The sequence below is a fragment of the Streptomyces sp. SCSIO 30461 genome, from assembly GCF_037023745.1.
In the GTDB taxonomy this organism is placed as follows: domain Bacteria; phylum Actinomycetota; class Actinomycetes; order Streptomycetales; family Streptomycetaceae; genus Streptomyces.
Map to the genome: position 1 here is coordinate 2454667 of NZ_CP146101.1, position 15372 is coordinate 2470038.

Here is a 15372-nt window from a genome sequence, read left to right on the forward strand (position 1 = left end):
TATGTGGCTTTTCCCGGCGGGAGGCGCGGACGCGCCTCCCGCCGGGAAAAGCAGTGTCAGGCTAGATCATTGGCGCGTGATGGAGATCCTTCCGTAGACCCAGACGGTGATCTTGACTCCACGATTCGGGTAGGACGAGAGAACTCGTTGGATGTTGACCGCCACCCAGGTGGCGACGCCCGCGAGAATCGACATCACGGCAGCCAGGATTCCGGCACTGGCGATGCCGAGCAAGGCCGCGGAAACGCCCCAGGCAGTGGCTCCTCCGATGATGTCCCAGGAAGCCTTCCAGGCGCGGGTCCTGCTCATCTTGATTTCGCACTTGCCCCGCCAGACGGAACAACTCCGAGAGTTCTTGTTGTACTTGGCCTGAACCTTCCGGCCGTCGAGGTCGTACTTGTTGACCGGGTCCGCCGGGTAGCCGTAGGCGTTGGCCCCGCCGCCGTAGACGGGGTCGATCGAGAGGAAGCGTCCCGTGGTGGGGTTGTAGAGACGAACGCCCATGAGAGTGAGGCCGGTGAGGGTCTCGGAGGAGCGCTGCTTGGCGCCGAGCCAGTTGTAGCGGGTCGCCGCTTGGCCGATCCGGGGGGTGCCGTACTCGTCGGCATCCAGAACGACGGGCGCCTTGCTGGTGTCCAGCGGGAGCTGGAGGGCCACGCCTCCATGGATGGTGGTGAACTGCAGGACGATGTCGCCGGTCTTGCCGGTGGTGGCGGCCAGGCCGCCGGACACCGAGGCGACATTGCGGGTCAGGGCGCCGCTGGCGGTGTCCTCGACGATCCAGCGGGGGCTGTCGCCGTCGCCGGAGTAGTGGTTGAGCTTGGACGCGGTCTGCGTCCAGGTGCTGCCGCTGCCGGTCTCGACCTTCCAGGAGCGGAAGCGCATGGCCGAGTCGAGCTGCCAGATCTGGCGCTTGCCGCCGGAGGTCTGCTGGTGGGCGAGGTCGTTGGCGTAGTAGCCGACCGTGCTGCCCGGCAGGGAGGTGGTACGGCCAAGGGCGTCGTAGACGTATCCGGCGTCGACGAGGCGGTCGGCACTGTCATAGGTGTGGTTGGTGGTGGTGCCTCCCGCAGTGGGGCAGTCGAGGCCGGGGACACCGGCCGCGGTGATGAGGGACTTGCGGTTGCTGCGCGCGTCGAAGGTGTACGTACGGCGCGTGCAGACCGTGTCCACCGTGTCCTGGACCGCGGTGAGGCGACCGGCGCGGTCGTAGCGGTAGGTCTGGTCGGACCAGCCGGCGTGGCTGGTGACCTGGCCGTGGACGGACTCGGTCACGGTGTCCGCGTAGACGACCGTGCCGTCGCTGTCCCGCGTGTAGGTGCGGCTGGTGGTCGCACCAGTGGTGTCCAGGGCCTGCTTGAGGGTGTAGCCGCCGGGCAGCTTCTCGCTCGTGACGGAGCCGTCGGCGTCGTAGCCAGCCTGGAAGGCACCGGCGACGGAGTCGGTGGCCTTCGTGAGCAGGCCGCGCGGATCGACGGTGTGGTCGTAGGTGTACGTGACGTTCGAGGGCGCGTTGTCGGCGACCTTGGCCGGCCTGTCGAGCAGGTCGTACTCGGTCGTGGTGACACCGCCGTCAGCATCGATGTAGGAGATCTGGCGGCCGAGCCTGTCGTAGGCCTTGGTGATGGTGCCGCCGGTGGTGGACGTGGTTTTGGCGACCAGACCCGTGGCCGGGTCGTACTCGGTGGTCACGTCGGGCACGGCCTGGCCGGGGCCGGTGATCGTGCTCTTCGCCTCGCGTCCGGCGCTGTCGAACGTGGTGACCGTGGTGCGGGTGGCGTTGTTGGCCGTCTCGGTCTTCTTGGTGACCTGGCCGTAGAAACCGTACTCGAAGGTGGTGTCCGGCAGCTCGGCCGGGTTGGTGCCGCCGCCGGTGATATCACCGGCGGGGCCGGTCCAGCAGACGGCGTCGGCCCACTCGGGACGGCCCTGGCACCAGCCGGTGCCGGTCGCGGACCAGTGGGTGGTGATCCGGGTGGCGGCGTCGTTGCCGGTGCTGCCGGGCAGGCTCTGGCTGGTGACGCGGCCCTGGTCGTCGTAGCCGGTCGAAGTGGTCAGGTTGAGGCCGCCGGAGTCCTCGATGGACAGAGTCGGCAGGCCCTTGGTCCAGTCGTACTGGGTTTCGTTGACGCGCTTCTCGCCCATGGCCGAGTCGTAGCTGCGGACTCGGACACCGGTCACGGCGATGGTGACCTGGTCCTTGACGACGGCGGTGCCGTCGGTGGGGCGGCCCTCGTCGTACTCGTGGACGGTCCACTCGCGGCCCGGGACGGAGGAGCCGCCGGCCACGAGTACGGTGGTGCCCTCCTTGAGGTCCTCGGTCAGCTCCACGCGGTGCAGCGGGCCGAAGGTTTCCAGCTCGCGGATGCCGTTGTCGCTGAAGAGGGACAGCGAAGACAGTTCTTCGGCGCGCTCGGCTCCGGAGAGCGAGGCGATGCCCAGGTCGCGCAGGGTCTCGGCGGCGCCGGGGGCGGTGCCGAGGGCGAGGGCGCGGTTGCCCGCGCTCAGTTTGCGGACGGTGTTGCCGAAGCGGTCGTACTCCTGGGTGGTGATGTGTCCACCCGGCTCGGCTGTGTTGACCTCGCGGCCGGAGACACCGAGGTAGTGCACGCTGGCCCGCTTGTAGTCGGCGGAGGTCAGCGCGGAGCCGGAGTTCGACGCGGGAACGGAGTCGCCGGGGAAGACCGCGGTGGCATCGGTCGGGGCGTCGGTCTGGCCCCATGCCTTGACGTCGCTCGCGCCCAGCTTGTGCGGGGCGGCGGTGCCGGTCAGCGGCACGTCGTAGACGACGCTCGTGGTGTTGGTGCCCGACGCGACATCGGCCGTGCCCTGTTGGAGGCCGGATCGGGACACCTTGAGCAACATGCCGTCACCGGCGGTGGCGGCGTTGCCCGCCTTCCCGTAGGTGAAGTTCCACGGCAGCTGGCCGGGCGTGGTCAACTGGGTGACGCGGCCGGCGCTGTCGTAGCCGTACTCGGTCTTCAGCGCGGGGCTGATCTGCGGGTTCCAGGTCTGGCGCAGTCGGCCCGCATCGTCGTAGAGGTAGTTCTGCAGCGTCTTGGCCGTCGCCGCGGTGGCGCCGGCTTCGGTGGACCACAGGCGGATCTCCTTCACCTGGCCGCTGATGTCGCCGAAGGCGGTGGTGGCGGTGGTGGCGGTGGCGTAGACGAACTCCAGCGAGCGGCAGCCGCGGGTGGACGGTGTGGACGCGCAGATGGCCGTGGTGGCCGCGGAGGTCGGGGCGACGATCCGCTTCGGCCGGGCCAGGACCTTGCCGTTGACCGTAACGGTCTCGGAGACCACACCGGTGGTGCTGACGGTCAGGCCGTTCAGCTTGGACTGGTCGACGACCCAGGTGGTCGCCGTCGGTGCCGGCTTGGCGAAGACGGTCTCGGAGCCCTCGGTGTCGGTGAGGGTGAAGGTGCCGGTGAAGGCGCCCTTCAGGGTCAGCTCCTCGGCGCCCGTCTCCGGGATCCAGGAGGTCTTCGCCGCGTCGGCGGTGAAGCCGATCGAGCTGCCGTCCTGCTGGACGACCGACAGGGCGGTGTCGGAGACCTTCACGATCTCGACGTATCCGGAGTTGCTGGTGTCGGCGACGACACCGCTGGTCCACTCCTTGCCGAAGATCGGGAACTGGCCCTCGGACTGCACGGCGGGCCTGCGGGAGGAAGCGGTCCGGCCGGCGGAGAGGCCGAACGCCGAGGCGTCGGCGCCGGACAAGGTGTAGTCCCCGGTCAGCAGGTTGACTGAACCGGGACCGATCTCCTGGGCGGCGGCGCCGGAGGCGTTGCGGTCGACGACCACGTTCAGCGGCTGGGTGCCCCCCGTCGCGGAGTTCGGGCCGGTGAAGTCGGCCTTGATCTGGATACTGCCGTCGGGATTGACGGTGTCGGTGGTGTTCCACACCAGCGGGGCGTTCTTGCCGCCGGTCAGCGGCACCGGCCACGCGGTCAGCGCCGTGCCGCCGGAGGTCACCTGGCCGGCCGGGATCGGCTGCCAGGGATCGGCCTCGGAGCGGCGCCAGGAGAAGGACACCGCGTTGTACTTCGCTCCGTCAGCCTCGGCCACGAGGGGCAGTCGGCGCGCGGTGCGCTCACCGGCGTCCGGCTGGACGAACCCGCCGGGCCCGGCGTGGAAGGTGTACTCGATCGCCTCCGACTTGTTGTCGGCCTTGTCGACCTGACGCACCTGAAGAGTGTGGGTGCCGTCCTTGGGCGGGCTGATGCTGATGGCCCTGGCGGCGGTGGAGCCGCCGGTGGCGACCTTGCTCCAGGTCACGCCGTCCAGCGACCATTCGAGCCAGTTGTGGTCCGTGCCGTTCGGGGTGGCGGTGAACGTGCCGGCCTGGCCCGCGCCCTTGACCCACGCGTTCGACGGGTAGTCCGTCGACGTGATCGACGTCGGGGCGGACGGCGCGGCAGCGTCGACCGTGAAGGTCTTCCACGCCGACCAGCCGAGGTTGTAGTGCGCACCGTCATACGGCGAGGTGCGGAACTTGTACGTCTTGCCGTTGGTCAGCACCCCGGCCGGCACGGTCACCGAGGCGGCCTGGCCCGAGGGGACGTACGGGGAGACCAGGTAGTTGCCGACCTGGGTGTCGGTGACGGAGTCGCGCACCTCGAAGGTGCCGTTGACCTTGTCGCCGTCGGCGTCGACGAACGTGTCCCGCAGCGTCGGCGTCACCGTGTTCACCACATCGTCGCCGCTGTAGGAGAAGTACGGCGGACCGGCCTCCTGCTTGGTGCCGGTCTTGGGCCGGTAGTTGTAGGTGACGACCAGCTTCGGCGGATTCGACGCGGCGTTGGCGGAGTTGACCCGCTTCCACTGCGCGACCACCGTCTCGCTGGAGGCGCGCAGGCCCATGTGGCCACGGGTGGCCTTCGCGGAGGCCCACTCCTGTACCAGCGCGGTCACATTGGCGTTGATCCAGCCGTCCGGGGCCGAGGTGCAGGCGGGGTTGCCCTTGGTTTCGGTGGAGGTGGCCTTCTTCGCCGTCCAGGCCGGCTGCGCGGTCCACCGGGAGGACGTGGAGGCGGCTCCGGTGGACCAGACCTCCCACGGGTAGGCGACACAGTCGGTGTTGGCGGAGTGGAAGTTCCACAGGGACAGCTTGGCGTCCGTGATCAGCGCGTCCCGGATCGGCTCGGTGTTCCAGGAGATGAAGGACCGGGCGGTGCGCGGTGTGCCGTTGCCGTTCACGGTGCCGGGGTTGCCGAGGTCCAGCTCGGTGTCGGTGGACCAGTCGACGGTCTCGCCCTGCTGAACGTAGGTGTCGAACACGTTGCCCAGCGACGAGGTGGACGGGTCCACCGTCACCGGGTACTTCGTGGCCGGGTCGGCCAGGAACTTCGCGTCCGGGGTGATGACCAGGTCCACGCCGCCCTTGGTCTTGACGACCTTCATGGCGACCTTGACCCGGTTGGTGTGCTCACCGGAGACCTTGTCCACGGTGGCGTCCCACATCACCGGTGCCGGCATGACGGCCTGCTTCTTGGACTTCTTGTCCGTGAAGAGCACGCTGCCGTCCGTCTGCTGCTTGACCTTCAGGCCCTTGGTCTTCAGCGGCAGGGTGTAGGTGTAGCCCTCGGCGACAGGCTTCTGCCTGATCTCGACGAACTGCTCGAAACCGGTACGCGTCGCCTCGACGACGACGTCAGCGCCGGGCACGGCGTTCACGTATTCCGCGCGCGTGCCGTCCAGCTTCGGTGCGGGCAGTCCGCCCTTCCACTGCAGCGTGATCTGCTCATCGCCCTCGCCGAGGGTGACCAGGTCGACGGCCTTGGACGCCTGGGCGGCCTTGAGGGATGCGGCCCGAGTGCCACGCTTGCCCGCCAGCTTCAGGCCACGGGGGTGAGCTTTGGGCTCCACACCATCGGTATGGCTGACCAGGTCCAGGTCCACATCGCGCCAGCCCCCGACAGTCGTGTCGTCCTGGAACCGGACAGGGCCGGCGGTCAGCTCGGTCGTGAGCGAACCGTCCTTGTTCGCCCAGGTCGTGGATGTCTCCGTGCGCTCCGACAGCGCCTCGACCCGCTTCCCCGACAACCGCGCCGCGACACGGGCTGACGGGATGTCCGCCGCCTGGGTGGCGGCTGGCTTCTTCGGTGCGGCCGGTGCCTGGGTTCGTGGTGCAGCGGCGGCACCCGCGCCGTCCAGCAGGGTGACGGTCAAGGCCAGGGTGAGGCTGCCCGCTATGTAGCGCAGATTCCCCCCGGACCAGAGCCGCCCCCGCCCCACAGGCGTGGGTCTGTGAATCGTCATGATTTCTCGGTCTCTTCTTCACACATGGGCACTACCTGTGCAGTGCCTGTGTGAAAGTACAGAGATCGAAAAGGCCCTAAATCATCTCAAGCGCGCTTGTTACCGGCATGGACGACCTTCGACGGAAGGGCATCTACATCATTTCGTGATGCGAATCCGGAGGTATCTGCCCCTATGGGCCCGTGCTGCACACGTTCTCCATCGCCAGCTCACACACTTCACCCGCGAGGGTGTATGTTTTCGCCAGACATCGGGTGGGGTGTCTCAAAATCGTGCCCCAGTTGTGCGCTTTTGAGTCAACATGAGGGGCGGGCAGTGTGAAGCGGCGTCGGATGGGGATGACGGCTGCCGCGGTTGGTGCGGCAACGGTTGGAGTGCTCGTCTTCCAGGGAGCGACCGGCTACCCCGAAAGCGGAATCCAGCACGATCGCAAACCGGCCCCGGTCAAACCGCATGCCCGCACAGCCCAGTTGGCAACGAGTGACGACGGCCTGTCAGCGAGCTTGGCTCAGCGAGAGGCCGACCCGTTCAGCATGGTGGGCGTGACGTGGACCGATCCGTCGATGCGCGTCACCGGCAAGGTCGAGGTCCGCACACGCTCGACCAAGTCAGGGCAGTGGTCGAACTGGCTGCAGCTCGAAGGCGACACCGGTCAGGGCGAGAGCGGCGCCGCACGTGGTGGCACCGAGCCCGCATGGGTCGGGTCCTCGAACGGCGTCGAGGCCCGTATGCGCGCGGGGGACGGGGCGACGTCGGCCAGGCTTCCCGCAGGTCTGCGCCTGGACATGATCGACCCTGGCAGCGGCAAGGTCACCGGCATCGAACCGGCGGCGTTCGCCGTCGAAGAGACCACCCAGCCGACGCCCACGGGATCGCCGTCCGAAGCAGTCGAGCCTTCTCAGGGCACGACAACGCCCGAGGCTTCGCCGAGCAGCGAAACTCCCACCGAGCCTGCCACGAGCGAGCCGCCGGCCGCGTCCGAGACGCCGAGCGATTCCCCCTCGCAGTCTCCTTCCGGCTCCGCGGCGACGGTGAGTCCCACGCCGACGGTCAGCGTGCCGCCGGCACCTCCGTCCACGATGCCGCAGCCCCCTGTCACGTCGCGTGCCGGCTGGGGTGCGGATGAGTCGATCAGCCCGGAGGAGCCGGGCTATCTGCCCGGCGGGAAGGTCAAGGCGGTGGTGGTGCACCACACCGCCGAGTCGAACTCCTACACCTGCGAGCAGGCCCCGGCGGTCGTGCGCGGCATCTACGCGTACCACGTCAAACAGCTCGGCTGGAAAGACCTCGGCTACAACTTCCTCGTCGACAAGTGCGGCACGATCTACGAGGGCCGCAAGGGCGGCGTCGACCGGCCCGTGATGGGCGCGCACGCCTACGGCTTCAACTCCGAGACCACCGGCATCTCCGTCCTGGGCACCTACACCGACACCGCACCCTCGCAGGCCGCCATGACCTCCGTCGCTCGGATCGCCGCGTGGAAGCTCGGCCAGTACGGTGTCGACCCGACCGGCACCACCACGCTCACCGCGGGCGCGGGTGGCCGGAACTACTCCGGCAAGACCTGGGCCGGCGGTGCGCGGCTGTCCTTCCCGACCGTCCACGGCCATCGCGACAGCTACAACACCCAGTGCCCCGGCAACGCCCTGTACACCCAGCTCGGCACGCTCCGCTCCTGGACCGCCGGGCCCGTCACCGGCCTGGCGATCAAGTCGATCACCGGCGCCGGGGTATCCGGCACGACGTACTACACCAAGGCCTCCGTCACCGTGAACTGGTCGGCCACCACCCCGACCTCGCTCATCTCCCGCTACGAGCTGCTCGTCGACGGCAAGCTAGCCGCCACGACCGCGGACACCGCGACCTCCGCCAAGGCCACTCTCGCCGCCGGCTCCCACAAGATCAGCGTCCGGGCCGTCCACCAGTCCGGCAAGACCGCCATCTCCACGGCGGCCACCGTGATCGCCGAGACCACCGCCCCCACGTTCACCACCAAGCCGTCCCTCGCCCTGCGCACCGGCACCGTCAACACCGCCGCCGCCCCCATCACCCTGAAATGGAGGGCGACCGACAGCGCATCGCTGAAGGAGGTACGCCTGACCGCACCGGTGGCCAAGACGTACGGGCCGACCACCACCAGCGCCACCCACACCGCGAAGTCCGGCGAGGCCGCAGCCTGGAAGATGACCGCCTACGACCGGGCCGGGAACACCGCCACAGCCTCGGTCACCGGCACCCCGGCCATCCTGCAGGAGACCTCGGCCACCAGGTCCGGCACCTGGTCCACCAGGTCCTCCGGCAGCTACCTGGGCGGCAAGTCGTACTCCAGCTCTTCCAAGAACGCGAGCCTGACCTGGACCTTCACCGGACGCTCGGCGGCCTGGGTGGTCTCGCGCGCCTCCGGCTCCGGACAGGCGTACGTCTATGTCGACGGTGTCAAAGCCGCCGTGGTGGACTTGAAGTCGTCCACCACCAAGTACCGCGACGCGATCTGGACCAAGACCTGGACCACCAGCGCCAAGCACGCCATCAAGATCGTCGTGGTCGGCACCAAGGGACGCCCGACCATCACCACCGACGGCCTCGTCTACCTCAAGTAACCGACAGGCCCGCCCGGGCCGTTTCCGCGAGTGCCGCGGATATCAGACACGGCAGCGGCGCCGGTTGAGGGGGTGGTGGGTGACGCGGCATGGAAAGATCGCGCAGGGCTCGGCCGTGGTAGGCGGCGTCCGAGGCCATGTCAAAGCGGCGCCGGTGGTGGCAGGCGGCCAGGAAGCCCGACAACACCGGCAAGTGCCTGCTGCCCGGGGCGTGGGTCTGTGCGGTGAGGTCCGGGCCCAGCTCAAGGGCGCATCGCGGTCGTTCGAGGGCAATCAACTCGATCGAGGCCGATACGCGTCAGAAGAGCGCACTGGGCAGGTAGGGTCCCTTCGGTGTTTGGTACATACCGCTGCTCATGAGGGTGTGAAGGTCGCCAGCGCGGAGTCCGCGTTCCAGGCACCATTGAGTGAGATCTCCGTTGCTCAACGGGACCAGTATTCCGGGATGTCCGAACGACCCTGCGCTCGACATGAGGGCCTTCATGCTGGTGTTGTCCTCGCCCACCGCATGACCCCGGAAGCTCAGATCCGTGGCATAGCCCGTGATTCGACCGCCGCGTTCCACGACCACTGCGGTGCCCTGTCGAACGGCCTCGTCCAGTTCCCGTGACCGGTCGTGCCCATGGGTGCGCCGGCACAGGGCGTCGCAGGACTCCCGGTCTGCTTCGGTGGCAGACCGCACGTCGTGGCCGGATACTTTGGCCTTCGAGCAGGTCCCCCGCATACACGCGAGCACGTCGCGCACGCGGAAATCAAGCTTGGTATACAGCGAGAACGATCTGCTGTGGTAGGCAGTCTGCGTCAGCCGCATTCCCGCGGCTCCGGATTCCTTGGTGTGCCGCGCGGCATCGACCAGAAGACTTCTTCCTATCCCTTTGTTCTGCATATCCGGCACCACTGCGAGCGGACCCACCCCGAAGACTGTCGATCGCTCGTCGAGGAAGTTGCAGGCGACCACCCGGCCCTTCGCCTCGGCAACCACCGTAAGAAATTCTGGATGCCTGACTCGATACTCCACAAGGGACAGTGCCGAATCGACGGTCGGGTAGTCCGACGGGAAGTTGTGCGCTTCGGAAATGGACAGGAACGCGTCGTAACAGAGATGCGCGCATGCGGCAATGTCTTCCGGATTCGCCGATCTCAGCGTGATGTCCATGACGGGTTCTCCGTCCGTTCGATCACCGAGGTGCCATGTGTCATCGTACTGCGCCCGGACCGGAGCTTGTCTGAGATGGGATTCTCACCAGACCTCGGTGTCCAGAGGGCGGGGCAGGTCCGGGTTTCCCTCCGCGGTGAAGACAGGATCCCGACCTTCGCGACGGGAGCGGTCGAAGTCCCGGAGCAGCCCGAACGCCCAACCTCCCAGCAAACCGATGGCCAGCAGGTTGATCAGTGTCATCACCGCCATCGCGACATCTGCGAGTTCCCAGACCACGTCGAGGGCCAGGATCGACCCGATGCCGACCGCCGCCAGTGTGATCAGGCGGAAGGAGGTCAGTGCGACCTTTCCCACGTGGAAGAGTGACAGGTTGACCTCTGCGTAGGAGTAGCTACCGACGATCGAGGAGTAGGCGAACACCGTGACCAGCAGGGTCGTCAGCCATGTCGCGGCAGTACCGAACTGGGATGCGATGGCGGCCTGTGTGAGCGCCGCCCCCGTGAGTGTGCTGTCCTGACCGGGCACGTACACCTCCTCCCCGCCCACCATGATGATCAGCGCAGTGGCCGTGCACACGAGCATCGTGTCCACGAACACCCCCAGGGACTGGATCAGCCCCTGCCGGGCGGGGTGCGGCGTGGTGGCGGTCGCGGCGGCGTTCGGGGCACTGCCCATGCCTGCCTCATTGGAGAACAGCCCGCGCTTGGCCCCGTTGAGTAGTGCCGCGCTCAGCCCTCCTGCCGTACCGGCCAGCGCCGGATCGAGCCCGAACGCGGACCTGAGGATCTGGCTGAACACACCGGGAATCTCTGCCAGGTTCATAGCGATGATTGCCAGGGCCAGAATGATGTAGACCGCGGCCATCGCAGGGGCGAGGTACGCCATGGCGCGGGCGATCCGCCGAACACCGCCGAACAGGACGGGAGCGGCGAAGACGATGAGTACGAGCGCGGTCCACTGGGCACCTACCGAGTGACCGCCTCGGAGCACGTCGCTGACCGTGTTGGCCTGCACCATGTTGAACAGAGTGAAGGTGACGATGAGAACGACGGCGAACAAGGCTCCGACCCGCCGGGCACCCAGGCCGCGGGCGATGTAGAACGCGGGGCCTCCGCGAAACGAGCCGTCCTCTGCGGGCACCTTGAACACCTGGGCCAGGGTGGCCTCCACGAACGCGGTCGCCATGCCGAGAGCGGCCACAACCCACATCCAGAAGATGGCTCCAGGACCGCCGAGCGTGAGGGCGATACCCACGCCGGCGATGTTCCCCGTCCCCACACGCGTCGACAGCCCGACGCAGAATGCCTGGAACGAGGAGATGCCTCCGTCGGCATGCCCGCTGTGAAATAGTTGGCGCACCATCAGAGGGAAGAGGCGGATCTGGATGAATCGGGTGCGGAAGGTGAAGTAGAGACCTGCGCCAATCAGCAAGTAGACCAGAAGATACGACCAGAGAAACTCGCTGATCGGCCCGATGAGGCTCTGCCGGATGAAGTCCATGACGCCTATTGGATGCAGCGAACCACCCGAGTCGGCTCATCGACACGTACCACCCGGCGCCGTACGGATTGCGGCTCACGCACGGTTTGAACCGCCCCGAGTTCGGTGGAGATCTCAGGTTGTGGTCGTGACCTGGGGTTTCGTGGGTTCGGTGTCGTAGCTGGCTTCGTTTCGACGGGTGGGACATGGCCTATCTCACCGTGGCGTCTTCGGTGGTGTTGTACCAGTCGACCTATTCGGTGGTGGCCAACTCGACCTGGGAGAGCGTCTTCCGGGGCCGGTGGGGTTTGATTAACTAAGGGCTCGTAAAGAATCAACACGTTGCTTCGCGGTCGCTCCGTCGTTGGTGTGGTCTGCGCATACCGAGCGAGGTTCGTGACCAACTTGCCCTGAGATTTGGTGTGTTGTTCCCTCATCTGAATGAGCGGCAGCAGCGGCTGGCGCTGGCCACCGAGGCGCGGCTGCTGGGGCACGGCGGGGTCCGGGCCGTCGTGCGTGCCGCAGGGGTGAGCGAGACAACGGTGCGCAAGGGGGTCTTCGAGCTGGAGGGCGGTGAGGACCCCCTGCCCGATGGCCGGATCCGGCGGGACGGCGGCGGTCGCAAGAGCGCCGAGGAGCTTGACCCGCTGCTCGTTCCGGCTCTGCTGGCCCTGGTCGAGTCGGACGAACGGGGCGATCCGATGTCGCCGCCGCGGTGGACGACCAAGTCGCTGCGATGCCTGGCCGGGGAGCTGACGCGGCGGGGGCATGCCACCTCGGCGCCGACCGTGGGCCGGCTGCTGCGGGAGAACGGCTTCAGCCTGCAGGCCAACGTAAAGACCCTTGAGGGGGCTCAGCACCCGGACCGGGACGCGCAGTTCCGGTACATCAACGACCAGGCCAAGGAGCATCAGGCGGACGGAGAGCCGGTGGTCAGCGTGGACACGAAAGAGAAGGAGGTCATCGGCCAGTTCAAGAACGCGGATCGCCAGTGGCGCCGGACGGGCGATCCGGTGCGGGTGGACACCCATGGCTTCCCCGATCAGGAGCTCGGCCGGGCCGCCCCTTACGGAATCTACGACATCACCGCGAATACCGGCTGGGTCAGCGTCGGATGCGACCACGACACCGCCGCCTTCGCGATCGAGTCGATCCGCCGCTGGTGGAATGAGCAAGGACGCCTCGACTACCCTGGCGCCACCCGACTGCTGATCACCGCCGATGCCAGCGGCTCCAACGGCTACCGCACCCGGGCCTGGAAGACCGAACTCGCGGCCTTCGCCGCCGAGGCCAGCCTGGCCGTCACCGTCTGTCACCTGCCTCCGGGCACATCCGGGCACATCGAAATGGAACAAGGTGGAGCACCGGCTGTTCTCCGCGATCACGATGAACTGGCGCGGCTGCCCGCTGACCAGCTACGAGGTCGTCGTGCAAAGCATCGCCGCGACCACCACGCGCACAGGGCTCACGGTCCATGCCGAGCTGGACCCCGGCCGCTATCCCACGGGGGTGAAGGTGAGCGACGCCGAGCTGAACGCGGTGCCGCTGACCGGCCATGCCTCCACGGGGAGTGGAACTACACCGTGCACCCCCGGCCCATCGAGCCGGCGAACCCCGGCGGACCGACCGTCGGCCTCGACCGTGAGGCCCTGTCGCACCCCGCCCTGACCGGCATGACCAGCACCGGGCACTGGCCGGGCTGACCGAGGCCCTGACCGCCCCCTGGCAGGCGCTGCACGCGCCGGACCGCACCATCCGGCGCGACGGCGGCATCCGGCGCCGGGCGGCGGCCGCAAAGCCAAACCGGACCTGGCCGACCGCGTCCTGGCCACCGTGCTGCACCAACGCCTTGGCTTGTCACCCGCCGTGCTCGCCCGCCTGTTCACCGTCAGCAAGGACACCATCCGCGAGGCCACCGGCGAGATCCGGCAGCTGACGGACGCTCGCACACGAAGATCCGCGCGCTCGTCGAACAGGCCATGGCCACCCTCAAGACCTGGCGGCTCCTGCGCAAGCTCTGCTGCAGCACCACCCGTATCACGAGCCTCGTCCAGGTCATCCTCACCCTGCATCTGACCGGAAAACTCGGGGGTTCGACGGGCATGGCGATGTGGCCCCTGGGGCTGTGCCGACGGGGTTGAGGGGCGGTGCGGTGGTGTGTCAGGCGCCTGCCGGGGTGAGGGTGACGTCGTGGCCGAGGGCGGTGAGCTGGCGGACGAGGTCGCGGGTCTTGCGGGCGGGATCGAGGTTCTTGGTGTGCCAGTCGGGGCCGAGGTCGCGGTAGCGGGCGGTGGGGTCGTTCAGGAGGTGCCAGACCGTGACCAGGATGGAGCGGGCGACGGCGACCAGTGCTTTGAGGTGGCCTCGGCGTTTGACGATGCGGCGGTAGCGGGCGCCGAGGAAGGTGTCGGTGCGGGCGGCGGAGATGGCGGCTTCGCCGAGTGCTCCGCGCAGCCAGGGGTTGCCTTTGCCGGCGGGTCCGGAGGTGTTCTTCGGGCCGGACTGGAAGGTGCGTGGGGATAGGCGGGCCCAGGAGGCCAGGTGGTCGGCGGTGGGGAACACGCTCATGTCGGTGCCGATCTCGGCGAGGATGACCTGGGCGGTGGCCGGTCCCACCCCGGGGATCTCGTCCAGGCGCTCGACGTCGGTCAGCGGCATCAGCATGCCCTGACCGGGCCGGTCGTCGTCCCTGTCACCGTCCCTGTCGTCGTGGGTCGTGGACAGCTCGGTGAGACGGGTGGTGATGCGGGCGGTGAGCTTGTCGATCTGCATGGTGAGGTAGTCGACGGTGTCCAGCAGCATCCGCAGCATGAACGCGTGGTGTTCCTCGAACCCGCCCGCCAGTGCCTCTTGAAGGGCCTGGGGGCTGGCTTTGATGGTGCCGTGTGCCAGGTCGGCCAGGGCCCTGGGGCTGCGTTCGCCCGCGATCAGCGCCTCGAGCATCGCGCGGCCGGAGACGCCGAAGATGTCGGAGATCACCGAGGACAGCTTGATCTGCGCGTCCTCCAGGAGCTTCTCCGCGCGCTGCTTGTGCCGGGTGCGCTCGTGGGTGAGGACCGCGCGGGAACGGGTCAGGTCCCGCAGCTCCCGCACCGGCTTTGGCGGCACGAACGAGGCTCTGAGCATGCCGCGTTCGGCGAGCTTGGCCAGCCACACCGCATCGAGCCTGTCGGTCTTCGGGCGGCCAGGCACGTTCTTCACGTCACGCGCGTTGACCAGCCAGCATTCAAGCCCCCGCGCCTCCAGGAGAAAGAAGAACGGCTTCCAGTACGTCGAGGTCGCTTCCATGACCACCCGGGTGACGCCCTGGCATATCAGGTGGTCCGCGAGATCCAGGATGGCGCCGCTGGTCGCGGCCACGTGCCACACACGCTGTACTCTCCGGCCGGGCTTGTCCTCGTGCGGCACCCGGGTGCACACCATCCCGGATGCCTTGGCGATATCGATCGCCGCGACCCGCTCCACCAGCTCCGGTCCCTGCTCGCTCTCCTCGGCATCCGTCTCCGCCACGGGCGCGTGCCCCTTCCCCCTCGTTCCGTTCGTACAGGCGGCGCCCGCCCCAAGGGGCCACGGGGAAGACGAAATCTGACCGGCGTGCTCTACGGCAACAAGGCAAGGCCCCGCAGCGGCCCCTGCACCAGACTGACCTACGGGCTTGGTGTCCCAACGAGCAACCGGAGTCGGCGAGCGGGCGCCGCGATCATGTTTTCACGCCGGCAAGGCGTTCCCCGACAGGGACCAGAAGGGCTGACCTGCTCAAACTGAGGTTGGAAACAGCTCGGTGGCCTTTCATCAGTTCGCGCGCCTTGCGCCGTTTCGCCATATCCTTGATTCATATTCCGTAGCGCTCGGCGTCTCCGTCTGCGCCCTCTG

At 67.9% G+C, this 15372-nt stretch carries 5 protein-coding genes and 2 pseudogenes; 3 read left to right on the top strand and 4 right to left on the bottom strand.

The window, feature by feature from the left end:
* Positions 1-66: 66 nt before the first annotated feature.
* Entirely contained in the window at positions 67-6171 is a 6105-nt protein-coding gene (locus V1460_RS10965) for a DNRLRE domain-containing protein (protein ID WP_407077604.1), read from the bottom strand.
* A gap of 428 nt (positions 6172-6599) precedes the next feature.
* Between V1460_RS10965 and V1460_RS10970 the strand changes: the two genes are divergently transcribed.
* A complete protein-coding gene (locus tag V1460_RS10970) occupies positions 6600-8861 on the top strand; it encodes an N-acetylmuramoyl-L-alanine amidase (RefSeq protein ID WP_407077605.1) in 2262 nt (753 codons plus the stop codon).
* Positions 8862-9159: 298 nt separating this feature from the next.
* On the opposite strand, the gene V1460_RS10975 is transcribed toward V1460_RS10970, so the two are convergent.
* Both V1460_RS10975 and V1460_RS10980 read right to left on the bottom strand, forming a co-directional pair.
* Positions 9160-10017 carry a GNAT family N-acetyltransferase gene (locus V1460_RS10975; RefSeq protein WP_338673564.1) on the bottom strand — a complete coding sequence of 286 codons (858 nt, stop codon included), beginning with the start codon at positions 10015-10017 and terminating at the stop codon, positions 9160-9162.
* 84 nt (positions 10018-10101) lie between these two features.
* Positions 10102-11520, bottom strand: coding sequence for a sodium:alanine symporter family protein (locus V1460_RS10980; protein WP_338673565.1), 1419 nt, complete (start codon positions 11518-11520; stop codon positions 10102-10104).
* Positions 11521-11873: 353 nt separating this feature from the next.
* Between V1460_RS10980 and V1460_RS10985 the strand changes: the two are divergent.
* Both V1460_RS10985 and V1460_RS10990 read left to right on the top strand, forming a co-directional pair.
* A pseudogene (locus V1460_RS10985) lies at positions 11874-13440 on the top strand (ISAzo13 family transposase); the annotation flags it as partial.
* Positions 13431-13640, top strand: a pseudogene (locus V1460_RS10990) (hypothetical protein); the annotation flags it as partial. The pseudogenes V1460_RS10985 and V1460_RS10990, both read left to right, overlap by 10 nt.
* A 19-nt stretch (positions 13641-13659) precedes the next feature.
* Here the strand turns inward: V1460_RS10990 and V1460_RS10995 are convergent.
* Positions 13660-15009 (bottom strand): IS110 family transposase, encoded by a 1350-nt coding sequence (locus tag V1460_RS10995; protein ID WP_338671540.1) that lies wholly within the window; start codon positions 15007-15009, stop codon positions 13660-13662.
* Between the last annotated feature and the right edge of the window lie 363 nt (positions 15010-15372).

What these genes read in the sequence shown, in the direction of transcription:
- V1460_RS10980 (WP_338673565.1), bottom strand. Translation starts at nt 11,520, where the DNA reads ATGGACTTCATCCGGCAGAGCCTCATCGGGCCGATCAGCGAGTTTCTC.
- V1460_RS10975 (WP_338673564.1), bottom strand. Translation starts at nt 10,017, where the DNA reads ATGGACATCACGCTGAGATCGGCGAATCCGGAAGACATTGCCGCATGC.
- V1460_RS10970 (WP_407077605.1), top strand. Translation starts at nt 6,600, where the DNA reads ATGACGGCTGCCGCGGTTGGTGCGGCAACGGTTGGAGTGCTCGTCTTC.